The 22,321-nt window shown below is 65.1% G+C and carries 22 protein-coding genes; 11 read left to right on the top strand and 11 right to left on the bottom strand.

Annotated features, from left to right (window positions below; translation table 11 throughout):
* Window position 1: 1 nt before the first annotated feature.
* The 4 genes from livG to ACNFH5_RS04310 all read right to left on the bottom strand — a co-directional run bounded on the left by livG (window position 2) and on the right by ACNFH5_RS04310 (window position 4,180).
* Window positions 2-769 carry a high-affinity branched-chain amino acid ABC transporter ATP-binding protein LivG gene (gene livG / locus ACNFH5_RS04325; RefSeq protein WP_045210453.1) on the bottom strand — a complete coding sequence of 256 codons (768 nt, stop codon included), beginning with the start codon at window positions 767-769 and terminating at the stop codon, window positions 2-4.
* On the bottom strand, window positions 766-2,022 hold the full coding sequence (locus ACNFH5_RS04320; RefSeq protein WP_416744481.1) for a high-affinity branched-chain amino acid ABC transporter permease LivM: 1,257 nt from the start codon (window positions 2,020-2,022) through the stop codon (window positions 766-768). The genes livG and ACNFH5_RS04320 overlap by 4 nt, the downstream gene beginning before the upstream one ends.
* Window positions 2,019-2,942, bottom strand: coding sequence for a high-affinity branched-chain amino acid ABC transporter permease LivH (gene livH / locus ACNFH5_RS04315; RefSeq protein ID WP_416744479.1), 924 nt, complete (start codon window positions 2,940-2,942; stop codon window positions 2,019-2,021). Before livH ends, ACNFH5_RS04320 begins: the two co-directional genes overlap by 4 nt.
* 116 nt (window positions 2,943-3,058) lie before the next feature.
* On the bottom strand, window positions 3,059-4,180 hold the full coding sequence (locus tag ACNFH5_RS04310; RefSeq protein ID WP_045210450.1) for a branched-chain amino acid ABC transporter substrate-binding protein: 1,122 nt from the start codon (window positions 4,178-4,180) through the stop codon (window positions 3,059-3,061).
* Window positions 4,181-4,489: 309 nt separating this feature from the next.
* Between ACNFH5_RS04310 and ACNFH5_RS04305 the strand changes: the two genes are divergently transcribed.
* On the top strand, window positions 4,490-4,807 hold the full coding sequence (locus ACNFH5_RS04305) for a DUF2288 domain-containing protein (RefSeq protein WP_416744477.1): 318 nt from the start codon (window positions 4,490-4,492) through the stop codon (window positions 4,805-4,807).
* Between the two features lie 66 nt (window positions 4,808-4,873).
* Complete coding sequence (locus ACNFH5_RS04300) at window positions 4,874-5,239, top strand: DUF5064 family protein (RefSeq protein ID WP_024766898.1); 366 nt, start codon at window positions 4,874-4,876, stop codon at window positions 5,237-5,239.
* Window positions 5,240-5,400: 161 nt separating this feature from the next.
* Here ACNFH5_RS04300 and phnE read toward each other — a convergent pair whose 3' ends face one another.
* From phnE to ACNFH5_RS04280, 4 genes are read right to left on the bottom strand one after another with little or no spacing between them, the layout of a single operon-like run.
* Complete coding sequence (gene phnE / locus ACNFH5_RS04295; RefSeq protein ID WP_416744475.1) at window positions 5,401-6,171, bottom strand: phosphonate ABC transporter, permease protein PhnE; 771 nt, start codon at window positions 6,169-6,171, stop codon at window positions 5,401-5,403.
* Window positions 6,168-7,010: a PhnE/PtxC family ABC transporter permease gene (locus ACNFH5_RS04290; protein WP_416744473.1), complete on the bottom strand. Its 843-nt coding sequence runs from the start codon at window positions 7,008-7,010 to the stop codon at window positions 6,168-6,170. The genes phnE and ACNFH5_RS04290 overlap by 4 nt, the downstream gene beginning before the upstream one ends.
* Window positions 7,004-7,810 (bottom strand): phosphonate ABC transporter ATP-binding protein, encoded by an 807-nt coding sequence (locus tag ACNFH5_RS04285; protein WP_416744471.1) that lies wholly within the window; start codon window positions 7,808-7,810, stop codon window positions 7,004-7,006. Before ACNFH5_RS04285 ends, ACNFH5_RS04290 begins: the two co-directional genes overlap by 7 nt.
* Complete coding sequence (locus tag ACNFH5_RS04280; protein WP_416744469.1) at window positions 7,807-8,664, bottom strand: putative selenate ABC transporter substrate-binding protein; 858 nt, start codon at window positions 8,662-8,664, stop codon at window positions 7,807-7,809. Before ACNFH5_RS04280 ends, ACNFH5_RS04285 begins: the two co-directional genes overlap by 4 nt.
* A gap of 165 nt (window positions 8,665-8,829) precedes the next feature.
* Between ACNFH5_RS04280 and ACNFH5_RS04275 the strand changes: the two genes are divergently transcribed.
* Both ACNFH5_RS04275 and ACNFH5_RS04270 read left to right on the top strand, forming a co-directional pair.
* Complete coding sequence (locus tag ACNFH5_RS04275; protein ID WP_416744467.1) at window positions 8,830-9,729, top strand: NAD(P)-dependent oxidoreductase; 900 nt, start codon at window positions 8,830-8,832, stop codon at window positions 9,727-9,729.
* A complete protein-coding gene (locus ACNFH5_RS04270; protein WP_416744466.1) occupies window positions 9,726-10,517 on the top strand; it encodes a hydroxypyruvate isomerase family protein in 792 nt (263 codons plus the stop codon). Before ACNFH5_RS04275 ends, ACNFH5_RS04270 begins: the two co-directional genes overlap by 4 nt.
* A 12-nt stretch (window positions 10,518-10,529) precedes the next feature.
* On the opposite strand, the gene ACNFH5_RS04265 is transcribed toward ACNFH5_RS04270, so the two are convergent.
* The gene (locus tag ACNFH5_RS04265) at window positions 10,530-12,692 is read right to left on the bottom strand and encodes a putative bifunctional diguanylate cyclase/phosphodiesterase (RefSeq protein WP_416744465.1); all 2,163 of its coding nucleotides are present in this window, start codon (window positions 12,690-12,692) and stop codon (window positions 10,530-10,532) included.
* Window positions 12,693-12,988: 296 nt separating this feature from the next.
* Here ACNFH5_RS04265 and ACNFH5_RS04260 point away from each other — a divergent pair, with 296 nt between their 5' ends.
* Window positions 12,989-14,647 (top strand): phosphoethanolamine transferase, encoded by a 1,659-nt coding sequence (locus ACNFH5_RS04260; protein WP_416744463.1) that lies wholly within the window; start codon window positions 12,989-12,991, stop codon window positions 14,645-14,647.
* A gap of 78 nt (window positions 14,648-14,725) precedes the next feature.
* On the opposite strand, the gene ACNFH5_RS04255 is transcribed toward ACNFH5_RS04260, so the two are convergent.
* Together ACNFH5_RS04255 and rapA are read right to left on the bottom strand one after the other, a co-directional pair.
* Window positions 14,726-15,178, bottom strand: coding sequence for a universal stress protein (locus ACNFH5_RS04255; protein WP_416744461.1), 453 nt, complete (start codon window positions 15,176-15,178; stop codon window positions 14,726-14,728).
* A gap of 250 nt (window positions 15,179-15,428) precedes the next feature.
* Window positions 15,429-18,281, bottom strand: a complete 2,853-nt coding sequence (gene rapA, locus ACNFH5_RS04250) for an RNA polymerase-associated protein RapA (protein ID WP_416744460.1) — start codon at window positions 18,279-18,281, stop codon at window positions 15,429-15,431.
* A gap of 223 nt (window positions 18,282-18,504) precedes the next feature.
* Between rapA and ACNFH5_RS04245 the strand changes: the two genes are divergently transcribed.
* From ACNFH5_RS04245 to ACNFH5_RS04220, 6 genes are all read left to right on the top strand, one after another.
* Window positions 18,505-18,810: an aspartate-semialdehyde dehydrogenase gene (locus tag ACNFH5_RS04245; RefSeq protein ID WP_416744458.1), complete on the top strand. Its 306-nt coding sequence runs from the start codon at window positions 18,505-18,507 to the stop codon at window positions 18,808-18,810.
* A 48-nt stretch (window positions 18,811-18,858) separates the two neighbouring features.
* Window positions 18,859-19,458, top strand: a complete 600-nt coding sequence (locus ACNFH5_RS04240) for an alpha-ketoglutarate-dependent dioxygenase AlkB family protein (RefSeq protein WP_416744456.1) — start codon at window positions 18,859-18,861, stop codon at window positions 19,456-19,458.
* The gene (locus ACNFH5_RS04235; RefSeq protein ID WP_416744454.1) at window positions 19,455-19,616 is read left to right on the top strand and encodes a hypothetical protein; all 162 of its coding nucleotides are present in this window, start codon (window positions 19,455-19,457) and stop codon (window positions 19,614-19,616) included. The genes ACNFH5_RS04240 and ACNFH5_RS04235 overlap by 4 nt, the downstream gene beginning before the upstream one ends.
* Before the next feature lie 215 nt (window positions 19,617-19,831).
* Entirely contained in the window at window positions 19,832-19,942 is a 111-nt protein-coding gene (gene ccoM / locus ACNFH5_RS04230) for a cytochrome c oxidase subunit CcoM (protein ID WP_024764625.1), read from the top strand.
* Window positions 19,943-20,124: 182 nt separating this feature from the next.
* Window positions 20,125-22,113, top strand: coding sequence for an FUSC family protein (locus ACNFH5_RS04225; protein WP_416744452.1), 1,989 nt, complete (start codon window positions 20,125-20,127; stop codon window positions 22,111-22,113).
* A complete protein-coding gene (locus ACNFH5_RS04220; RefSeq protein ID WP_416744450.1) occupies window positions 22,100-22,309 on the top strand; it encodes a DUF1656 domain-containing protein in 210 nt (69 codons plus the stop codon). The genes ACNFH5_RS04225 and ACNFH5_RS04220 overlap by 14 nt, the downstream gene beginning before the upstream one ends.
* Window positions 22,310-22,321: the final 12 nt, after the last annotated feature.

Below are 22,321 nucleotides of genomic sequence, written 5' to 3'. Positions count from 1 at the left end.
CTCAGGACTCCCCCAGATAGGCTTTGATCACATCCGGGTTGCCGCGGATTTCCTCCGGGGTGCCGTCCGCGAGCGGGGTACCCTGGTTGATCACGTAGATGTGGTCGGAAATGCTCATCACCAGCTTCATGTCGTGCTCGATGAGCAGGACGGTGACGCCGTGCTCGGAGCGCAGCATGGCGATCAGCGCCTTGAGGTCCTCGGTTTCCCGCGGGTTCAGGCCGGCCGCCGGCTCGTCCAGCATCAGCAGTTGCGGACGGGTCATCATGCAGCGGGCGATCTCCAGGCGGCGCTGCTGGCCGTAGGCGAGGGTGCCCGCCGGGCGGTTGGCGATGTCCTTGAGGTTGACGATTTCCAGCCAGTGCGAGGCGTAGTCCAGGGCCTCGGCTTCCGCTCGGCGGAAGGACGGGGTCTTGAGCAGGCCGGCGAGGAAGTTGGTGTTGATGTGCCGGTGTTGCGCCACCAGCAGGTTCTCCACCGCGGTCATCTCCTTGAACAGACGCACGTTCTGGAAGGTCCGCACCACGCCCTTGTGGGCGATCTTGTGACCCGGCAGGCCCTGGATGGGCTCGCCGCGCAGCAGGATCTCGCCACCGGTGGGCGCGTAGAAGCCGGTCAGGCAGTTGAACACGGTGGTCTTGCCGGCGCCGTTGGGGCCGATCATCGAGATCACCTGTTTTTCCTGGACCTTCAGGGCCACGTTGTTGACGGCCAGCAACCCGCCGAAGCGCATGGTGAGGCCGGCTACTTCAAGAATCGGTCGGCTCATTTGCGCAACTCCAGGTGCGGGCGCTGCATGGGCAGCAGCCCCTGCGGACGCCAGATCATCATCAGCACCATGAGGGCGCCGAACATCAGCATGCGGTACTCGCTGAACTCACGCATCAGTTCGGGCAGCAGGATCATCACCACGGCCGCCAGGATGACGCCGAGCTGGGAACCCATGCCACCCAGCACCACGATGGCGAGGATGATGGCCGATTCGATGAAGGTGAAAGACTCCGGAGTGACCAGGCCCTGGCGCGCGGCGAAGAAGCTGCCGGCGAAACCGGCGAAGCAGGCGCCGAGGGTGAACGCAGAGAGCTTGATCAGCGTCGGGTTCAGACCCAGTGCGCGGCAGGCGATCTCGTCTTCGCGCAGGGCTTCCCAGGCGCGGCCCAGGGGCATGCGCAGCAGGCGGTTGATCACGAACAGCACCAGCAGCACCAGCAGCAGCGCAACCAGGTAGAGGAACACGACCTTGTAGTTCGAGTTGTAGGCGATGCCGAAGAACTCGTGGAAGGTCTGCATGCCCTCGGGAGCGCGGCGCTCGAAGGTCAGGCCGAACAGGGTCGGTTTCTCGATGTTGCTGATGCCGTTGGGGCCGCCGGTCAGCTCGGTCATGTTGCGCAGCAGGATGCGGATGATTTCGCCGAAGCCCAGGGTCACGATGGCGAGGTAGTCACCGCGCAATCGGAGCACCGGGAAGCCGAGGATGAAGCCGAAGAACGCGGCCATCAGACCGGCGATCGGCAGGCATACCCAGAAGCCCAGGCCGTAGTAGTGCGACAGCAGCGCGTAGCTGTAAGCGCCCACGGCGTAGAAGCCGACGTAGCCGAGGTCGAGCAGGCCAGCCAGGCCCACCACGATGTTCAGGCCCAGGCCCAGCAGGACGTAGATCAGGATCAGGGTGGCGATGTCCACCGCGCCGCGCGAGCCGAAGAACGGCCAGGCGAGAGCGACGAGAATCAGCACCATGATGATCTTGCGTTGCACGGAGGCGTGGGTCAGGCGCTCGGCCAGACGGGTATGCGGGTGCGACAAGGCTTGCTTCACGCTCCCGCCGAAGGCGAAGCGATCGCGCACCAGTTGCCAGACGAACATCAGTACGGCGCAGGCGGCGATGGTCCACAGGCGCGCGGGGCTGACGTTTTCCAGCTGCAGGCCGATGCCGATCACACTGAGCTTCACGCCCAGCACCGGGTAGGCCACGGCCATCACCAGCAGGGCGCTGAAGAAGGCGGTCTTGAGTTTCTGGCTCATACCTTTTCCACCTCCGGGCGACCGAGCAGGCCAGTGGGGCGGAAGAGCAGCACGAGCACCAGCAGGGTGAAGGCCACCACGTCCTTGTACTGGTCACCGAACACGTCGGCGCCGAAGGCTTCGGCAACACCCAGCACCAGCCCGCCGAGCATGGCGCCCGGAATGCTGCCGATGCCGCCCAGTACCGCGGCGGTGAACGCCTTGATGCCGGCGAGGAAGCCGATGTGCGGGTTGATCACGCCGTATTGCAGGCCCAGCAGCACCGCGGCCACGGCGGCCAGGGTGGCGCCGATGACGAAGGTCAGGGCGATGATGTTGTTGGTGTTGATGCCCAGCAGGTTGGCCATCTTCAGGTCCTCGGCGCAGGCGCGGCAGGCGCGGCCCAGGCGGGAACGGGAGATGAACATGGACAGGCCGTACATGGTCAGCAGGGTGACGATGAAGATCAGCACCTGCATGTACGAGATGGTCACGCCGGTCATTTCGTCGGCGCCGATCACGAAGTTGCCCGGCAGCAGGCTGGGAATTGCCTTGTCCTTGGAGTCCTGGGCGAGCAATACCTCGTTCTGGAGGAAGATCGACATGCCGATCGCAGAGATCAGCGGGATCAGCCGGTTGCTTCCGCGCAAGGGCCGATAGGCGATCCGTTCGATGCTGTAGCCGTACGCACTGGTGACGATGATGGCGGCGGCGAAGGTGCAGATGATGACGACAGGAAGACTCACGATTCCCATCATCGCCAGCCCCGTGATCACGATGAAGGCCACGTACGAGCCAATCATGTACACCTCGCCATGGGCGAAGTTGATCATGCCGATGATGCCGTAGACCATGGTGTAGCCGATGGCGATCAGGGCATAGGTGCTGCCGACGGTGAGGCCGTTGATCAGCTGTTGCAGGTAGTGATAGAGCTCAGGCATTACCTAACTCCTCGGGCGTCGCGTGAAGCGGCGCTTGTGGCGCGACGGACCCCCGGAATACTCGGATAAACAAAGCCCACTGCGGATGCAGTGGGCTTTGTGTGGCGGCGGGTGGCTTACTTGGCTTCGGTCTTGGTGCCGTCCTTGTGCCACTGGTAGACCACGAAGTTGAAGTTCTTCAGGTCGCCCTTCTCGTCGAAGGCCAGGTCACCGGTCGGGGTCGCGAAGGTGTTGGAGCGCAGAGCGGCGGCTACCTTGTCGGTGTCCTCGCTGCCGGCTTTCTTGATGCCTTCGGCGATGACCTGTACCGCGGCGTAGGCCGGGAACACGAACGGACCGCTCGGGTCTTCGTTCTTGGCCTTGAAGGCATCAACCAGCGCCTGGTTCTTCGGATCCTGGTCGAAGGATTTGGGCAGGGTCACGTACAGGCCTTCGGAAGCCGGGCCGGCGATGGCGGAGATTTCTTTGTTACCCACGCCTTCCGGGCCCATGAAGCCGACTTTCAGACCTTTCTCGGAAGCCTGGCGCAGGATCAGACCCAGCTCCGGGTGGTAGCCGCCGTAGTAGACGAAGTCCACTTTGGCTTGCTTGAGCTTGGCGATCATCGCGGAGAAGTCCTTGTCGCCGGCGTTGATGCCTTCGAACAGGGCGACCTTGATGCCAGCGTCTTCCAGGGTCTTCTTCACGGCAGTGGCGATGCCTTCGCCGTACTGCTGCTTGTCGTGGATCACGGCCACGGTCTTGGGCTTGATGTGCTCGGCGATGAACTTGCCGGCGGTCGGGCCCTGCAGGCTGTCCAGACCGATGGTGCGGAAGATCAGCTTGTAGCCGCGGGAAGTGATGTCCGGGCTGGTCGATGCGGCGGTGATCATCATCACGCCTTCGTCTTCGTAGATGTCCGAAGCCGGTTGAGTGGAGCTGGAGCACAGGTGGCCAACGACGAACTTGACGCCATCGTTGACGATCTTGTTGGCAACGGCCACGGCTTGTTTGGGATCGCAAGCGTCGTCGTAGACCACGCCTTCGAGTTGCTTGCCGTCGACGCCGCCAGCCTTGTTGATCTGCTCAATGGCCATCTTCGCGCCAATGAACTGCATCTCCCCATACTGGGCGACTGCGCCGGTCACCGGGCCGGCCAGAGCGATCTTGATGGTGTCCGCGGCCATGGAGAAGCTGGCAACGCCGGCCAGGGCCATGGCGGTGAACAGCTGGGAAAGACGCTGAGTACCCTTTTTCATAGTGCTCCACTCTTCTTGTGTTTTCGTTTTTGTAGTCCTGGTGGCCGAGGGGCTACCGGACCGGGATTGCCCCGGACAGGCCCACCGGCAACTGTACCGGTACAGTGTAGAGTGCCGCCTGACCGCTTGAAAAGCGGGGGGCGGCAGGCCATCCCTGGGCATGTCGCAAGATTGACACAAACGTACAGAAAAACGGCGCCTTCCGACTTTTCGCCGTGGGTTTTCCGCCACCATGGAAAACGCCGTCCGAACCTTGCCTGGCGCGGTCTCGGCGCTATCATGGCGCCGTTCGTTTACCAGGTGAGATTCATGACTGATCAAGCTAGCACCCTCTATGCCAAGTTGCTTGGCGAAACCGCGAAGATTTCCTGGCAGGAGCTCGCGCCCTTCTTCGCCCGTGGCAACCTGCTCAAGGTCGCGGGTTCTGCCGATCTGGTGGAGGTCGCAATGGGCGTGGCCGAGGACGACAGGGCGAAGGTGTCCGCCTGGCTGGCCAGTGGTGATCTGAGCAAAGTCGACGAGAAGCTGGCGCAGGACTTCCACGACCGCGACCCGGAGCTGTGGGCGGTGGTGATTGCCCCCTGGGTGCTGGTACAGGAAAGAGTTCGAAAAGAGTCCGTGCACTGACACAGGGCGATTTCCAATTCGCAAAGGCCGGCTAGACTGTCGGGATTCCATAGAAGGAGATTCGCCATGTTCGAACCGGGCCATCTGCATCTCCAGTCCCTACCGGGTCTGGGGCAGCAGGAGATCGACGCTCACATCAACTATGAAGTCCGCAAGGATGTGGAAAAAGGCACCATCGTTCACTTCGTCATGAAGGGCGAGATCGACGGCAATGCCTTCACCGAAGAATGGGACATGCCCAAGGAGCAGGCCTTCAACTTTGCCAGCGATGCCACTCGCATTGCGCAAAAGCATGGCCTGCATCCTCGGTTCGGCTCGATGGTGCGTAACCACAAGGAATACGACGCGATGTTCGAGGACATCCGCCAGAAGCTCGGCACCCAGCCTGGCGACCCGATCGACCTGGACAAGGTGATCCACGGCGATTCGTAAGGTCTGAATCCAATAAAGAGCCCGGCCAAGTGCCGGGCTTTTTATTGCCTGTGACGTCAACGCCGCCCTATGCAGGAGCGAGCTTGCTCGCGAACCCGCCTGACGCTTGTGCCACCGGTGAACGATTCGCGAGCAAGCTCGCTCCTACCGAGGTCTGGCGGCTAGTGACTCACCCAGCGCTGCCGCGCCCAGGCGCTCAGGCTGTCGACGCACAGCACCAGGAGCAGCATGGCGATGATCACCGTGGCGGCCTGGGCCTGTTGGAACAGGCTGAGGCTGAAATACAGCATCTGCCCCAGGCCGCCTGCGCCGACGAAGCCCAGCACGCTGGCCATGCGGATGTTGTTCTCCCAGCGATAGAGCATGTAGGCCACCAACTGCGGCCAGACCGCCGGGAGGGTGCCGTAGGCGAAAGCGGCAATGCGCCCGCCGCCAGCCAGGCGCACCGCCTCTGCCGGCGCGGTCGGGGTATTTTCCAGCGCCTCGGCGAACAATCGGCCGAGCACGCCGCCGGTATGCAGCGCCAGCGCGAGCGTGCCGGCGTTCGGGCCGAGCCCGGCGGCCAGCACCATCAGTGCGCCCCAGACCAGCTCCGGCACCGCGCGCAGGGCATTGAGCAGCAGTCGCGACAGGCTTTGCGCGACTCGCCCGAAGCGCCCGGCCGCCGGTAGCGCCAGTAGCATGCCCAGTAGCGCCGCGAGCAGGGTGCCGATGGCGGACATCGCCAGCGTTTCCAGCGCGCCGTGGCCGACCGAGGTGAGATGTGTTGCGCTCAGGTCGGGTGAGAGGAAGTCGCGGCCGTAGTCGAGCATCTGGCCGAGACCACGGGCGTCGAACAGCCCGCCGCTGTCCATGTCCAGGTAGACGAACGACGTGCCGACGGCGAGCAGGATCAGCAGCAGCCAGCCCAGGCTGCGCAGCAGGCCGGTCATTCCAGCCTCCCGCGCAGGAAGCGGCTGAGCAGGTCGGCGCCGAGCACCAGCACCAGGAAGGTCAGCAGGATGCTCGCTACCTCGCCGCCGGCGAACATGCGCAGCGACAGGTCGATCTGCTGTCCGAGGCCGCCGGCGCCGACAAAGCCCGTTACCACCGAGGCGCGGATCGCACACTCCCAGCGGTAGACGGTGTAGGAGATCAGTTCCGCGGCCGCCGAGGGCAGCACGCCGTAGGCGAAGGCCTGCAGCCGCGAGCTGCCGCCCAGCAGCAGGGCGCGGGTCGGGCGCGGGTCCACCGATTCGAAGATTTCCGCGTAGACCTTGCCAAGCATGCCGCCATAGGTGATGGCGATGGCCAGCACACCGGCAGTGGGGCCCAGGCCCACGGCGCGGACGAAAAGCAGCGCCCAGACGATCTCCGGCACGCTGCGCAGCACGATCAGCAAGCCGCGTACCGGCCAGCGCAGTGCTCGCGCCCACCAGGCCGGCAGGCCGCCGCGAGGCAGGGCGGAGATCGACAGTGCACGGGTCGCCAGTAAAGCCGCCGGGAAGGCGATCAGCCACGCCAGGGCCATGCCGGCGGTGGCGATGGCCAGGGTTTCCAGGGTGGCGCGGCCGAGTAGGGCGAGGAATTCCTCGTCATGGGCCGGCGGCCAGAAGCCACCGAGGAAGTTGGCCATGGTTCGCGCGTTGTCACCGCTGAACAGGCCGACGATATCCAGCTCGGATAGGCGTAGCCCCGGCCACAGCAGGGCGAGGGCGAGCAGGGTGAGTAGCAGGCGTGGCAGCGCCGCCGGGTCGCGGGGCGGGGCCTTCGTGAGCGCGGGGTTCAGCATCGCGGAATCTGTACCACCAGCGGCTGGCCGACCGGCGAGGAGGCAGGCGTCTGGCCCAGCTGCTCATTGGCATACAGTGCGCGCAGGTCCTCGGGGCTGACGCTCCCCGTGGCCTTGTCAAAGGCGATGCGGCCATCGCGTATGCCGACGATGCGCGGGAAATGCTCCAGCGCCAGGTCCACGGCGTGCAGGCTGGCCAGCAGCGTTACGTTGCGGCTTTGCGCCTCGCGGGTGAGCACGCCGAGGGTGTGGCCGGCGAGTACCGGGTCCATGGCCGAAACGGGTTCATCCGCCAGCAGCACTTCGGCTTGCTGGTACAAGGCACGGGCGATGCCGACGCGCTGCAGTTGGCCGCCGGAAAGCTGGTCGCAGCGCTCGAAGAGTTTGTCGCCCAGGTCCAGGCGTTGCAGCTCACTGCGGGCGCCAGCGCTGTCCAGCGGGTAGATCAGGCTCGCCAGGCTTTTGAGTAGCGGCCACTGGCCGAGGCGGCCGGCGAGTACGGCGGTGACTACGCGCTGGCGCGGCGGGAGAGGCGGCGCCTGGTGAATCAGCGCGATGCGGGCGCGCAGGTGCTGGCGCGCGCCGGCACTCAGAGCCCAGGGCTGGGCGTCGAGCAACTCGTAGCGCCCCGCCGAGGGTTGCAGGGAGGTTGCCAGGATGCGCAGCAGGGTCGTCTTGCCGGCGCCCGAAGGTCCGATGATCGCCACCCGCTCGCCGGCAGCGACGCTGAGGTCGATGCCGGCGAGCGAGCGCTGGCCGTTGGCGTGGATGTGCTCCACGCCGGTCAGTTTCAGGGTCACTTCAGCAGGCCGGCGGCGCGCGCCGATTCCTCGATGCCCTTGTAGTTCTCAGGCTGGGTTTCGATGAAGCGGCTGGCCGCCTGCAGGTCGAGGATTTCCTTGTCGCGCGGCTTGCTCGGGTCGAGGGCGAGGAAGGCTTTCTTGATCTTCTCGGCCAGGGCCGGATCGAGGTTGCCGCGCACGGTCCAGTTGTAGTCGTAGTAGGTCGGGGTGGTGGCGAAGACCTTCACCTTGTTGGTGTCGACCTTGCCGCTGTCCACCAGCTTCTGCCAGACGGAGGCGTTCAGCACACCGGCGTCGACCTTGCCGGCCTGGACCCAGGCCACAGTGGCGTCGTGGGCGCCGGAATAAGCGACGCGGGAGAAGAACTGCTCGGGCACCACGCCGTCCTTCTGCATGAAGTAGCGCGGCATCAGGCTGCCGGAAGTGGACGATACCGAACCGAAGGCGAAGGTCTTGCCCTTGAGGTCCTGGATCGATTTCACGTTCGGGGCGGCGGTGATGAATTTGCTGGTGAACTGCTGGTCCTGCTCGCGCTGTACCAGCGGGATGGCGTTGCCGGTCTTCAGGCGTGCCTGGACGAAGGTGAAGCCGCCCAGCCAGGCCATGTCCAGGCGATCCGAAGCCAGGGCTTCGACCACGCCCGCATAGTCGGAGACCGGGATGAACTTCACCGGCATGCCCAGTTGCTCTTCGAGGTAGGCGCCCAGGGGCTTGAACTTGCGCAGCAGCTCGGTCGGGGCTTCGTCGGGAATGGCGGAGACCTTGAGTTCCTTCGGTGTATCGGCGTGGGCGAAAACGGCGGACAGGGACAGAGCGAAACCGGCGGCGAGCGCCAGGGTGCGTTTGAGCATGGGGAGAGTTCTCCGGGTCAATGGCGGAAAAAACTCCGGGAGTATAGTGGCGTCGCGCCTGTTTGGCTGCCTTCCACTTCGTCGCGCCCGGTTCGGCAGGCAGGCGACGGCGCCTGTTAGAATGCCGGTCCCCGTACTTTCCCGCCCTTGTACCGGAGATCATCCATGTCGTCCGCCAGTCCCTCCCTTGCCTTCGCCGGCCTCGGCCTGATGGGTGTACCCATGTCCCGCCGCCTGCTCGCCGCCGGTTTTCCGCTGACCGTCTGGAACCGTTCCGCCGGCAAGCGCGAGCTGCTCGCCGCCGAGGGGGCGAAGGCCGTGGAGACGCCGGCCCAGCTGTGCGCCGAGGCCGAGGTGGTGATGCTCTGTCTGGCTGATACGGCCGCCGTGCGCGAAGTGGTGTTCGGCGCCGGTGGCATCGTCGAGGGCGCCCGCGCTGGGCAGTTGCTGGTGGACTTCTCCAGCCTGGAGCCGGCCGCAACCCGCGAAATGGCCGCCGAGCTTGAAGCGCGTACCGGCATGCGTTGGGTCGATGCCCCTGTTTCCGGCGGTACGCCGGGCGCCGAGGCCGGCACCCTGGCGATCATGGCCGGCGGCCGCGTCGAGGATGTCGAGCGCGTGCGGCCGATCCTCGCCCACCTCGGCCAGCGCCTGACGCGTATGGGGGATGTTGGCGCGGGGCAGGTGACCAAGGTGTGCAACCAGATGATCGTCGCCTGCAATGCCCTGGTGATCGCCGAAGTGGTGGCGCTGGCGGAGAAATCTGGCGTTGACGCGAGTCTGATCGCCCCGGCCCTGGCCGGCGGTTTCGCCGACTCCAAACCCCTGCAGATCCTGGCCCCGCAGATGGCCGAGAGCCGCTTCGAGCCCGTGAAGTGGCACGTGCGCACGCTGCTCAAGGATCTGGACACCGCCGTGAAGCTTTCCCGCGAGGAGGGCTCGGCCACGCCCATGAGCGGCCTCGCCGCGCAGCTGATGCGCCTGCATGGCAGCCAGGGCAATCTCGAACGCGACCCGGCTACGCTGGTCGAGCAATACCGTCTTTCGAAGGAATTCCCGCAATGAAACTCTGCGCCAACCTGTCCCTGCTGTTCACCGAAGTTCCGCTGCTGCAGCGCATCGACGCTGCCGCCAAGGCCGGCTTCGAGGGCGTGGAAATCCAGTTCCCCTACGACGTCCCCGCACAGGACCTGAAGGTCGCGCTGGACGAGGCCGGCCTGCCGCTGGTGCTGATCAACCTGCCGGCCGGTGACCTGATGCAGGGCGGGCCGGGCATTGCCGCCGTGCCGGAGCGCGCGGCGGAGTTCGAGGTGGCGCTGGCCAAGGCGCTGAACTACGCGCGCATCGTCAAGCCGCAGCACATCAACGTGCTGGCTGGCCGACTGGTCGAGGGGCTGGAGCGCGAGGTTGCCCTGCAGACCCTCGCCGAGCGTCTGCGCGCCACCTGCGATGCCTTTGCCGGCAGTGGCACCGATGTGCTGATGGAAGCCATCAACTGCCACGACATGAAGGACTTCCTGCTCAACACGCCCGAGCACCTGCAGGACATGCTCGAGCGCGTGGCGCGGGAAAACCTGCGTGCGCAGCTTGACCTCTACCACATGGCGCGCATGGGCCTGGAACTGGTGGATTGTATCTACGCGCTGATGGGCCAGATCGGCCACGTGCAGTTCGCCGACTACCCCGAGCGCGGCGAGCCGGGCTCGGGCGAGATGGAGTTCGAAGTACCCCTGCAGGTGCTCGACGACGTGGGCTACGACGGTTGGCTGGGCGCCGAGTACCGTCCCACCGGCACTACCGCCGATTCCCTGCGCTGGCTGCCGCGCTGGCGCGCTGGCAAGTTCGATTTCTGAGGCGGACCCGGCTCAGGCCTGGTTGCGCAGCAGCGCCGAGTCGCTGTCCTCGTGGTAGGCCTCGAGGAATTCCACCAGCGCGGATAAGGGCAGGGGCCGGCTGAACAGGTAGCCCTGCGCCAGCTCGCAATGGTTGTCGCGCAGGAACGCCAGTTGCTGCGCATGCTCCACCCCCTCGGCGATCACCTTCAGGTGAAGCTTCTGCGCCATGGCGATGATCGCTTGGGCGATCTCGCTGTCGCGGCGCGATTGCGGTACGTCGCGGATGAAGGAGCGGTCCACCTTCAGCGCATCCAGCGGCAACTGGCGCAGGTAGGACAGGGAGGAATAGCCGGTGCCGAAATCATCGATGGACAGGCTTACACCCAGATCGCGCAGGCGGTTGAGCAGCGGGATGGCTTGGCTGATGTTGGCCATCACGGCGTTCTCGGTGACTTCCATTTCCAGGTAGCGCGCAGCCAGACCGGTGTCGGCGAGGGTCTGCTTCACCTCGTCCACCAGGCTTTCGCGGCCCAGGTTGCTGGCGCAGCAGTTCACCGCGACCCGCAGGCCGCTGTAGCCCAGGTCGTGCAGGCGGCGCAGGTCCTCGCAGGCGCGGCGCAGCACCCAGGCATCCAGCGCGCCGATCAGGCCGTTGGCGGTCGCCAGGCCGATGAAGCGGTCCGGCGCCAGCAGGCCGTGGGTCGGATGTTTCCAGCGCACCAGCGCTTCGAGTTGCTCCACCTCGCCATGGTCGATGCGCAAGATCGGTTGGTAGTAGAGCACCAGTTCGTCGTCCCACAGCGCCTTGCGCAGTTCCTCTTCCAGTTGCAGTTCCTGGGTCGCCTTGGTCTTCAGGTGCGGGCTGAAGAAGTGCGTGGCGTTGCGGCCGTTGCCCTTGGACTGGTAGAGCGCGAGGTCGGCGTGCTTGAGCAGTTCCTCGGGCTGTTCGCCGTCGTTGGGAAACAGGCTGATGCCCAGGCTCATGGTCATCACCAGGCTGCGCCCGGCAGTGCTGATCGGCTCCTTCATGCGCTGCATGAGGCGCTGGGCGAGGATGCGCGCCTCGTGGTCCTCGCCCAGGTCGGCGAGGATGCAGAACTCGTCGCCGCCCAAGCGCGCCAGCAGGTCCGTACTGCGCAGCGCGCTGCGGATGCGCTCGGAAACGATGCACAGCAACTCGTCTCCGGCGGCATGGCCGAGGGAGTCGTTGACCCGCTTGAAGTGGTCCAGGTCCAGCATAATCACCGCCATGCCCTGGGCCTTCTGCCGGTTGCGTTGCAGGCGGGCCTCGAACTCGTCGTTGAGTGCGTTGCGGTTATGCAGGCCGGTAAGGCCATCGAAGCGCGCCAGTTTCTGCAGTGAGGCGTTGGCATTGTCCAACTGGTTGAGCAGGGCGTTGACCCGGCTCAGCTCGCTTTCCTTGCTTTCCAGGCTGTCCTCGATCCAGGCCGCCCAGAGTCCGGCCAGCACCACGGCCAGGGCCAGCAGGCCGACCATCAGCCCTAGCTGGATGGCGTTGTTGCGCCCCATGTCCGCCACCGGCGCTACCCAGCTGGGCAGGGTCAGCGTCAGCGCAGCCATGCCGGTGAAGTGCATGCTGGAAATGGCGCCGCCCAGCAGCAGGCTGGCGAGAATCTGGTAGATCCACTGGCGGCCCGCCGGCTGGCGGTTGAGCACCGGCGCGAGCACCAGCGCGACGAAGGCCACCAGCACGGCCATCAGTACCGAGAGGGTGACCAGCAGCGGGTCGTAGTGCTGCGTCGGTGGCGACTCGATGGCGGCCATGCCGGTGTAGTGCATGCCGGCGATGCTGGCGCCGATGCAGCAGGCGGCGAGCAGGTATTGCAGCGGGCTCAGCCCGGCGTGGGCGAGCAGGCGCATGGCAACCACGCAGATGGCGATGGCGATGAGCAGCGACAGCAGCGTCAGCCCGCCGGAAAAATGCAGCGGCACCGAGGCGTGGAAGGCCAGCATGGCGACGAAGTGCATCGACCAGATGCCACTGCCCAGGCAGATGCCGCCAACCCACTGCCAGCGGTGGGCGTGTTGCGGCGCGCGGGCCATTCGCGCAGTGATGTTCAGGGCTACGAAGCTGGCGACACAGGCGATCAGGATGGCCAGCAGGACCAGCCCGGGGTTATGGGAACACTCCAGCAGCACTGCATCGGGTACGGCGTCCTGGTGCCAATCCATGGGCGGGATACTCCGGATGTCGGGGAATGCGCAGGCAGATTGATATCACTTTGCTTTGAGTCTAGGAAGCCAACTTGACGCTGCAAGCAACGCGCTGACTTTTCGGCGCAAAGCCTGGCGGCACGCGACGCACGGTAGTGCCGAGTGCCCAGCTGATTGCAGATCCGACCACTGGCCGAAAGCTTGTAGCCAACTTGACACTTTTTTGACTAACTGCCCGCTAGAGTTGCGCCGCCGGCCGGCAGGGTCGGCGATCCCTTTTTCCTATCCGACTATCGATGTAAGGAGTGCGCTCGATGTCCGAGGGCAAGCGCCGCCTCTTCCCCCAGGTCAGCTCCGCGCGGCTGGTCCTGCTGTTCTCGCTGGCACTGGTGCTGTTCTACAACTTCGCCACCTGGCGGGCGCTGAACAGCCTGGTCCCCATGGAAGGCGCATGGGGCGTGGCGTTCTTCGCATCGTTCGCCTTCTTCCTCTGGGCGGCTTTCACGCTGCTGCTGACCCTGGTGTCGTTTCGCCCGTTGCTCAAGCCGGCGCTGACCCTGGTGGCGCTGGTGTCGGCGGCGGCGGCATATTTCATGAACTCCTACGGTGTCGTGATCGATACCGTGATGGTGCAGAACATCATCGAGACCAATCCCGGTGAGGCCGCCGCGTTGTTCAGCGCACGCATGGTCGGCTACCTGTTGGTGCTGGGCGTGCTGCCGGCGGTGATCATCTGGCTGACGCCGGTGCGCTACAGCCCGTTCTTCCGAGGTTTGCTGAACAAGGTGTTGGTGATCGTCGGTTGCCTGGTGGTGGTTGCCGTCTGCGTGGGGGCGTTCTATTCCACCTACGCTCCGGTGTTCCGCCAGGAAGAGAAGCTGACCCACTTCATCAACCCGACCAACTACATCTACGCGGTGAGCAAGTTCACCAAGCAGCGCCTGGGCATCAAGGAAAACCTGGTGGTGCAGCCCATCGGCGAGGATGCGGTGATGCCACGCAAGGTGAGCGCCGATGGCCGCAAGTCGCTGATGATCCTGGTCGTTGGCGAAACCGCCCGTGCGGACCACTTCTCCCTTAATGGATACGCACGCGACACCAACCCGGAACTGAAGAAGCTCGACATCCTCAACTTCACCAACGTCAGCTCATGCGGCACGTCCACCGCGGTGTCGGTCCCCTGCATGTTCTCCAAGTTCCCTCGCGAGGACTACAGCGACAAGAAGGGCAAGACCAACCAGGGCCTGCTGGACATCCTCCAGCGCGTCGGTGTGTCGGTGCTCTGGCTGGACAACAACAGCGACTGCAAGGGTACCTGCCTGCGCGTGCCCAACCGCGATATCCCGAAGGACCAGCCGGGGCCGTTCTGCGACGGCAAGAACTGCCTGGACGAAGCCCTGCTGCAGAACCTTCAGGCCTACATCGACGGCCTGAAGGACAACGCCATCATCGTCCTGCACGCCGACGGCAGCCACGGCCCGGAATACTACGACCGCTATCCCAAGTCGCTGGAGCGCTTCACCCCGGTGTGCCGCACCAACCAGTTGGGCAGCTGCAGCAGCGAGGAGCTGGTGAACGTCTACGACAACACCATCCTCTACACCGACTTCTTCCTGTCCAAGGTCGTCGAGCTGCTCAAGCAGAACCAGGAGCGCTTCGATACCTCGATGCTCTACGTCTCCGACCACGGTGAATCGCTGGGTGAGAATGGCGTCTATCTGCACGCCGCGCCCTATGCCATTGCGCCGAAAGCGCAGACCCACGTGCCGATGGTGATGTGGTTCGGCAATGGCGCCCTGGGCGGCATGGGCGTGGATCGCGGTTGCCTGGAGAAGAAAGCCTATGGCGCCGAGCTCAGCCACGACAACCTGTTCCACTCGGTGCTTGGCCTCTACGGCGTACACACCAGCCTGTACCAGCCGGACCTGGATATCTTCCACTCCTGCAAACGCGACATGACTGCCGCCCAGTAAGCCAGCGGCGAGTGACATGCGGCCATGAAAAAGGCCCTGCGGTGCAAACCGCAGGGCCTTTTGTCTTTCCGGGGACTGTTACTTCTCGCGAACCAGCAGCACCGGGCGGTTGCTGACGCGCAGCAGGCCTTCGGCCACGCTGCCCAGCATCAGGCGGCGCACGCCACGGCGACCGTGGGTGCCCATGACGATGACGTCGGCCTTGGAGGCTTCGGCCTCGATCTCGATGCGCTCGGCGATCTCTTCGCTGGCGCGTTCCTGGCAGACCCGCTCGAAGCTGGCCTTCACCGGGAACTCGGCAATCTTCTCCTTCGCCTTGCCGAGGATGTCATCGGCGGCCTTCAGCGCGGCCTCGCGCAGTGGTTCGGGGTTGTAGTACACGGCGTAGTCGGGCAGATGGCGCAGCGGGCTGTCGACGATAGTGACGACACGCAGCTCACCGCCGCTCAGTTGGGCCAGCTTGGCCGCTTCGACCAGGGCGCGGTCGGAAACCGGGCTGCCGTCCACCGCTACCAGAATGCGCTCGTACATGATGTGTTCCCTCAATGAGTGGCTTGGTAAGGAAACTCTATCCCCCCATGGGCGAGAATCCCTTGCGCAGCGTCAATGGTAGTCGGTGTGTCCGAATATGCCGGGAATAGAGCGGCGTAACCGTGGATGGACCGTTGCCGGGGCGGGTTCGCGAGCAAGCTCGCTCCTACAGGTTGCGGGAGTGCCTGCTTTTTGTAGGAGCGAGCTTGCTCGCGAACAACGCCCGCCCATGAAAAAAGCCTTGTTGCGATCAGCCGGCGACCAGCACGCGGATCGCCTCCAGGCGCAGGGAGGCCTTGTCCAGCATTGCCAGGCTGTCGTCACGCTGCTTGCGCAGGGCGTCCAGCTCGCTGTCGCGCACGCTGGGGTTGACGGCCTTGAGCGCGGTCAGGCGCGCCAGTTCCTCGTCCAGGGTTGCGGTCAGATGCTGGCGGGCGGCTTCGACACGTTCGGCATGGCGCGGGGTGATCTTGGTCTCGGCCACGGCGAATTGCTTGGCCAGGACGTCGCGCTGGGCCTGCACGAACTTGTTGGCGCTGGCGCGCGGTACGCTTTCCAGCTGGTCGTTCAGGGTGTCGAAGGACACGCGCGAGGACAGGTCGTTGCCGTTGGCGTCCATCAGGCAGCGCAGCGCCACCGGCGGCAGGAAGCGGCCCAGCTGCAGCTTGCGCGGCGCCACGGCTTCGCTGACGAACAGCAGCTCCAGCAGCACGGTGCCGGGCTTGAGCGCCTTGTTCTTGATCAGTGCCACCGAGGTGTTGCCCAGCGAGCCGGACAGCACCAGGTCCATGCCGCCCTGCACCATGGGGTGTTCCCAGGTGAGGAACTGCATGTCTTCGCGGGCCAGGGCCTGGGCGCGGTCGTAGGTGACGGTCACGCCTTCGTCGTCGCCCAGCGGGAAGCTGGCGTCGAGCATCTTCTCGCTCGGGCGCAGGATCAGGGCGTTCTCGGAGTGGTCTTCGCTGTCGATGCCGTAGGTATCGAACAGGCGCTCCATGTAGATCGGCAGGGCGAACTGGTCGTCCTGTTCTTCGATCTCGGCCACCAGCGCCTCGCCTTCGCCAGCGCCACCGGAGTTCAGCTCCAGCAGGCGGTCGCGGCCGTTGTGCATCTCGGCTTCCAGCGCCTCGCGGGCGGCGGTGCCTTCGGCCAGCAGGGCTTCGAAGGCGTCGTCGTCGCCACCGTCCAGCAGCTCCACCAGGCGCGGGCCGAGGCGGTGCTGCAGGGCGTTGCCGGTGGGGCAGGTGTTGAGGAAGGCGTTCAGCGCCTGGTGGTACCACTGGAACAGGCGTTCCTGAGGGCTGTTCTCCAGGTGCGGCACATGGATCTGGATGGTGTGCTTCTGGCCGATCCGGTCAAGGCGGCCAATGCGCTGTTCCAGCTGATCCGGGTGGGCCGGCAGGTCGAACAGCACCAGGTGATGGGCGAACTGGAAGTTGCGGCCTTCGCTGCCGATTTCCGAGCAGATCAGCACCTGGGCACCGAATTCTTCATCGGCGAAGTAGGCGGCGGCACGGTCGCGTTCGAGGATGCTCATGCCCTCGTGGAACACGGTGGCCGGGATACCGGACTTCAGGCGCAGGGCATCGCCCAGGTCCATGGCGGTCTCGGCGTGGGCGCAGATCACCAGCACCTTGTACTGCTTGAGCATCTTCAGGGTGTCGATCAGCCACTCGACGCGCGGATCGAAGCGCCACCAGCGGTTGTTTTCGTCGCCATCGTCAGCCTGGGCCTGGAAGCTGACCTCCGGGTAGAGGTCCGGGTGCTCGCCCAGCGGCAGCTCCATGTACTCGATCGGGTTGGTCAGCACGTAGGGGTGCAACTGGCGCTCCGGGAAGCCCTGCACGGCGGCACGGGTGTTGCGGAACAGCACGCGGCCGGTGCCGTGGCGGTCCAGCAGCTCGCGTACCAGGCGGGCGCGGGCATCTTCATTGCCGGCCTCGACGCTGGCCAGCAGATCGTCGCCATCGCTGCCGAGGAAGCCGTGGATGGCCTGGCGGGCGGCGGGGGAGAGGCTGCCCTGGTCAACCAGCTCCTGCACCGCCTCGGCGACCGGGCGGTACTGACTGCTTTCGGTGCGGAAGGCTTCCAGGTCGTGGAAGCGGTCCGGGTCGAGCAGGCGCAGACGGGCGAAGTGGCTGTCCAGACCGAGCTGTTCCGGGGTCGCGGTGAGCAGCAGTACGCCGGGGATGACCTGGGAGAGTTGCTCGACCAAACGGTACTCGGGGCTTGCCTGTTCCGGGTGCCACACGAGGTGGTGGGCTTCGTCGACCACCAGCATGTCCCACTCGGCGGCGAACAGCGCGTCCTGGGCTTTTTCGTCTTCGCGCAGCCACTCCAGCGCCACCAGGGCCAGCTGGGTGTCTTCGAAGGGGTTGCTGGCATCGCTCTCGACGAAGCGCTCATGGTCGAACAGGGCGACTTCCAGGTTGAAGCGCCGGCGCATTTCCACCAGCCACTGATGCTGGAGGTTTTCCGGTACCAGGATCAGCACGCGGCTGGCGCGGCCGGAGAGCAACTGGCGGTGGATCACCAGGCCCGCTTCGATGGTCTTGCCCAGGCCCACTTCGTCGGCCAGCAGGACGCGCGGCGCCATGCGGTCGGCGACTTCACGGGCGATGTGCAGCTGGTGCGCAATGGGTTGTGCGCGGGCGCCGCCCAGGCCCCAGAGCGAGGACTGCAGCAGGCGGGTGCGGTGTTCCAGGGTGTGGTAGCGCAGGCCGAACCAGGACATCGGGTCGATCTGCCCGGCGAACAGGCGATCGCTGGCCAGGCGGAACTGGATGAAGTTCGACAGCTGGGTTTCCGGGACGGTGTGCTGCTCGTTCTGCGCGGTGATGCCGTGGTAGATCAGCAGGCCGTCGACCTCGTCCACTTCGCGGACGGTCATCTTCCAGCCTTCAAAGTGGGTGATCTGATCGCCCGGCGCGAAGCGCACGCGGGTCAGCGGCGCATTGCGCTCGGCGTACTGGCGGGTATCACCGGTGGCGGGATAGAGCACCGTGAGCATGCGGCCATCCAGCGCCAGGATGGTCCCCAGGCCGAGTTCCGCTTCACTGTCACTGATCCAGCGTTGACCGGGTTGATACTGCGCCATGGACACCTCCCAAAAAAAGCCGGCTATGGTACCGGAACGCGCAGCGTTCAGCGATGGCCGTCGGCGCCTCCGGTCGTCCGAATCATCGGGAATGCCGGTTATTTGCGTGCACTCATCGCGAATCGTGGAAAGTGTAGCGAGGCGCTCTCAAGTCTGTAGCCGCTGCGCCGATAGCCTGACCAGAGGACTTGTCAGCGCCATTCCACAGGGTTTGCCCCAGGACCAGCCTATGCTGCCGCCGATTCCCCATAGTCTGGCACCCGTCACTGCTCAGCAGGACGTGCCCAAGCCGCGACCGGATGTCACCCCGGTGACTCCGCCTGCGCCCAGCGCGGGCAATGCCGGCGTGGAGCTGGAGCGCCGCCCGGACGAGCAGGCGCTGCGCGAGGAGTACCAGCGTCGGCGCAAGCGCCGTCAACTCGCCGACGGCACGCCCGAGGGCGAGGCGCTGGAAGAGCTGGAGGAAGTGGAGGAGTTGGGCGACGAAGTGCAGGCCGCGCCGCGCAAGGGGCTGTGGATCGATGTCGAGGTCTGACTTGCCAGGGGCGTAGACTGTGCCCCTCGCTGATTCCCCGAGCTGTCCATGCTGTTCGACGACGCCCCCATCCTGCTACCCGATGCCGAGCTGCGCCTGTTTCCCGACTGGTGTGCGCCGGAGCGCGCCGCCCGCTGGATGGAGCAACTGCTCGCGGAAACGCCCTGGGAGCAACCGCAAGTGCACCTGCATGGCCGTGACTACCCGGTGCCGCGCCTGGTCAACTGGTACGGCGATCCCGAAGCCTTCTATACCTATTCCGGCCTGACCCATGCGCCGCTGCCCTGGACGCCGTTGTTGGCGGAGATCCGTGCCGCGGTAGAGGAGGCCGCCGGTCAATCCTTCAATGGCGTGCTGCTCAACTACTACCGCGACGGGCAGGACTCGATGGGCTGGCACAGCGATGACGAACCGGAGCTGGGGCGCAACCCGCTGGTCGCCTCGTTGAACCTGGGCGGCACGCGGCGTTTCGACTTGCGGCGCAAAGGGCGAAACACAATCGAACATTCCATCGAACTGTCTGGCGGTTCACTGCTGGTCATGTCCGGCGCGACACAGCATTATTGGCAACATCAGGTTGCCAAGACGCGCCGTCCGGTCGCACCGCGCCTGAATCTGACCTTCCGCCTGGTGCATGCCTTGCCATGAGCAACGACGACAAGCTGATCGACTTTAACGCCGAGCGCGACAAGCGCATCCACGACGTGCACGAAAAGCGCCTGCAGGACGTGCGCAAGGCCTTCGAGCAGGCGCTGCCGCTGGGCAAGCCGCGCAAGAAGAACAAGAGCAAGCCGAAGAAACGCTGAGACTTACCCGCAGAATTCCCGCTTTTTTGCCGCCAGGGCCCGCCCTGCGCGGCTTCCCGCCGCACCATACCTCACCTGAAACTTGACCTGAGTCAGTGCTCCGGCCCTCCCCGGAAAGCGCCTTGCCGTCCATTGATCCAGGTCAATTTGCCCCGCCCGGCCGCCGGTAATCTGCACACATCCCCAGACGATGTAGGCAACAGGAGGCCAGCATCATGTTCATCGACGAAGTGGTTCTCGCAGGCATCCTTACCGTCGGACTGATGGTTGTTTTCTTCGGCGGGGTCGGAATTTTCATCTGGAAGGACAGCCACAAGAAGAGCTGATCCTTACAGAGTCACAGAGCACGCAAGGCACTTCGGGCGACTTAGGTCGCCCGTTTTTTTTGCCTCTACGAAAGTCGGGATGACATATTGTTAGCCTGCTAATAATATGATTGGTAACGATTCATCCATCCGGTTTGCCGGCTATCGTTAAGCGATAGACCCGGACCCTTTCGAGAGACCGCGTGCGACCTACGCTACAGGCATTCCTCGCGCCGGATACGCTGGCGCTGAAATTCGCGATCAAGACCCTCCTGGCCGGCGGCCTGGCGCTCTGGTGTGCCTTCCGCTTCGACCTGGAGCAGCCACAGTGGGCGCTGATGACGGTGTTCATCGTCTCCCAGCCGATGTCGGGCATGGTGGTGGCCAAAGGGTTGTTCCGCCTGATCGGTACCGTCGTCGGCACCGCCATGTCGGTGGTGATGATGGCATTGTTCGCCCAGACGCCCTGGCTGTTCCTGCTGGCCATCTCGCTCTGGCTCGGGCTCTGCACTGCCGCCTCGACCAGCCTGCGCAACCATGTTTCCTATGCCTTCGTGCTTTCGGGCTACACCGTGGCGATCATCTGCCTGCCGGCGATCAGTCATCCCCTGGAAGTGTTCGACCAGGCGGTGGCGCGCAGTACGGAAATCTGCCTGGGGATTCTCTGTGCCTCGGCGGTCAGCGCCATCCTCTGGCCGCGCCGCGTCGAGGCCAACCTGGACAAACAGGCCCATGCGACCTGGCTCACCGGCATGCAGGCCGCGCGCAGCGAGATCGATGCCGACGCGCGGCAGATCAAGGGGCTGCTGCAGGCGCTGGGCAAGATCGTCGAAGTCGATGTGCAGCGTGACCACGCCTGGTTCGAGGGCTATCGCGGACGCATGCGTTCGCGGGCGTTGCGGATTCTTTCCCGCGACCTGCTCAGCCTGCTGCGCACCGCGCGTGGCGTGGCTCGACAACGCAGCGTGCTGGATGCCGACGACCGCGCGCGCCTGCAGCCCTGGTTCGAGGAACTGCGCGCCACCCTGGAGGATCCGCAGGTCGACGCCATGCGCTCGTTGCAGGAGCGCCTGCAGGAGGCCGGGCTGGATGAAAAGCACTCCAACGACCTGCGCTACTGCCTGACTCGCTGCTCCTTGCTGTTGCTCAAGGCGCTGAACTCGGAGAAGACCATGCGCGCCGTGGCGGACGGACGGGTGGACGACGTCGCCACCGGCACGCTTTCCTGGCACCGCGACGGGCTGATGGCGCTGTTCTACGGCCTGCGCAGCGCGTTGGCGCTGCTGGGCATGTCAGCGTTCTGGATGGCTACTGCCTGGCCGGCGGCCACCGGCGGCATGCTGTTGGCGGCGGTGATCTGCAGTCTGTTTGCCAACCGTGACAACGCCGTCACCATCGGCCTGGGTTTCCTGCGCGGTATTCTCTATGCGATTCCGTCGGCGGCCATCGTCAGCCAATGGCTGCTACCGCAGTGGAACGGCTTCCCGTTGCTGTGCCTGGCGCTGGGGGTGCCGCTGTTCTTCGCCCTGCTGGGCATGGCGACACCGGCATTGGCGGGCACTGCGACGTCCTTTTCGATCCATTTCATTACCCTGGTGGCGCCGAGCAACGTCATGAAGTACGACCTGGCCAACCTGCTCAATTCGGCCCAGGGCATCGTTATCGGCGTGGGCTTCGCGGTGCTGGTGTTCCGCGTGCTCACCTTGCCGGCGGATTGGCTCAACCGCCGGTTGATCCAGGCCACGTGCGAAGACCTCGGGCGCCTGACCCGGCGGCCGCTGGGCGAAGCCGAGAACTGGTTCGGCGGGCGCATGGCCGATCGCCTGATCCGCCTGGCGCGGCACTACACCCTGCTGCCCAGGGAAGAACAGAAACGCTGGCAAGATGGCTTGCTGGCGCTGGACCTGGGCAACGAATTGATCCATCTGCGCTCCTGCCTCAGCGGAGCGCAAGGGCAACTGCGCAAGCGTCGCGACCAGTTCCTCGGCGCCCTGGGCAGTGTGCTGGAAAAGGGCCCCGGCGCAGGGCGCGAGCAGCGCCTGGAAAGCCTGTGCCCGCCCCTCGAGGAAGCGCTCGCGCACGACCTGCAGGGTGACAACGAACCCAACCGCCTGGCTCGCGCGGCGCTGGCGCAGTTGCGTCATACCTGGCGCCAATGGTGCCGCCTGGAGGACGCCAATGGGACTGCATGAGTACGGCTGGGGCGGCGTTTTCCTGAGCCCGCTGTTCATCTACGCGGTGTTGGCCCTGGGCCTGACCGTGGTTTTGCGCCTGCTGCTGCAGGCCACTCGCTTCGGCCGGTGGATCTGGCACGAAGCCCTTTTCGATTGCTCGCTGTTCGTGCTGATTCTCTGCGCCATCACCTGGGCGTTGAGCGGAGCACCCTGAGAGGAGAAGCTG

The organism is Pseudomonas sp. NY15435 (assembly GCF_048068295.1).
GTDB lineage: Bacteria > Pseudomonadota > Gammaproteobacteria > Pseudomonadales > Pseudomonadaceae > Pseudomonas.
This window is presented reverse-complemented; position numbering and strand designations above follow the sequence as displayed.

Excerpts from the sequence above, each read along its gene's own strand:
- livG (WP_045210453.1), bottom strand. The coding sequence starts at position 769 with ATGAGCCGACCGATTCTTGAAGTAGCCGGCCTCACCATGCGCTTCGGC.
- ACNFH5_RS04320 (WP_416744481.1), bottom strand. The coding sequence starts at position 2,022 with ATGAGCCAGAAACTCAAGACCGCCTTCTTCAGCGCCCTGCTGGTGATG.
- livH (WP_416744479.1), bottom strand. The coding sequence starts at position 2,942 with ATGCCTGAGCTCTATCACTACCTGCAACAGCTGATCAACGGCCTCACC.
- ACNFH5_RS04310 (WP_045210450.1), bottom strand. The coding sequence starts at position 4,180 with ATGAAAAAGGGTACTCAGCGTCTTTCCCAGCTGTTCACCGCCATGGCC.
- ACNFH5_RS04305 (WP_416744477.1), top strand. The coding sequence starts at position 4,490 with ATGACTGATCAAGCTAGCACCCTCTATGCCAAGTTGCTTGGCGAAACC.
- ACNFH5_RS04300 (WP_024766898.1), top strand. The coding sequence starts at position 4,874 with ATGTTCGAACCGGGCCATCTGCATCTCCAGTCCCTACCGGGTCTGGGG.
- phnE (WP_416744475.1), bottom strand. The coding sequence starts at position 6,171 with ATGACCGGCCTGCTGCGCAGCCTGGGCTGGCTGCTGCTGATCCTGCTC.
- ACNFH5_RS04290 (WP_416744473.1), bottom strand. The coding sequence starts at position 7,010 with ATGCTGAACCCCGCGCTCACGAAGGCCCCGCCCCGCGACCCGGCGGCG.
- ACNFH5_RS04280 (WP_416744469.1), bottom strand. The coding sequence starts at position 8,664 with ATGCTCAAACGCACCCTGGCGCTCGCCGCCGGTTTCGCTCTGTCCCTG.
- ACNFH5_RS04275 (WP_416744467.1), top strand. The coding sequence starts at position 8,830 with ATGTCGTCCGCCAGTCCCTCCCTTGCCTTCGCCGGCCTCGGCCTGATG.
- ACNFH5_RS04270 (WP_416744466.1), top strand. The coding sequence starts at position 9,726 with ATGAAACTCTGCGCCAACCTGTCCCTGCTGTTCACCGAAGTTCCGCTG.
- ACNFH5_RS04265 (WP_416744465.1), bottom strand. The coding sequence starts at position 12,692 with ATGGATTGGCACCAGGACGCCGTACCCGATGCAGTGCTGCTGGAGTGT.
- ACNFH5_RS04260 (WP_416744463.1), top strand. The coding sequence starts at position 12,989 with ATGTCCGAGGGCAAGCGCCGCCTCTTCCCCCAGGTCAGCTCCGCGCGG.
- ACNFH5_RS04255 (WP_416744461.1), bottom strand. The coding sequence starts at position 15,178 with ATGTACGAGCGCATTCTGGTAGCGGTGGACGGCAGCCCGGTTTCCGAC.
- ACNFH5_RS04245 (WP_416744458.1), top strand. The coding sequence starts at position 18,505 with ATGCTGCCGCCGATTCCCCATAGTCTGGCACCCGTCACTGCTCAGCAG.
- ACNFH5_RS04240 (WP_416744456.1), top strand. The coding sequence starts at position 18,859 with ATGCTGTTCGACGACGCCCCCATCCTGCTACCCGATGCCGAGCTGCGC.
- ACNFH5_RS04235 (WP_416744454.1), top strand. The coding sequence starts at position 19,455 with ATGAGCAACGACGACAAGCTGATCGACTTTAACGCCGAGCGCGACAAG.
- ccoM (WP_024764625.1), top strand. The coding sequence starts at position 19,832 with ATGTTCATCGACGAAGTGGTTCTCGCAGGCATCCTTACCGTCGGACTG.
- ACNFH5_RS04220 (WP_416744450.1), top strand. The coding sequence starts at position 22,100 with ATGGGACTGCATGAGTACGGCTGGGGCGGCGTTTTCCTGAGCCCGCTG.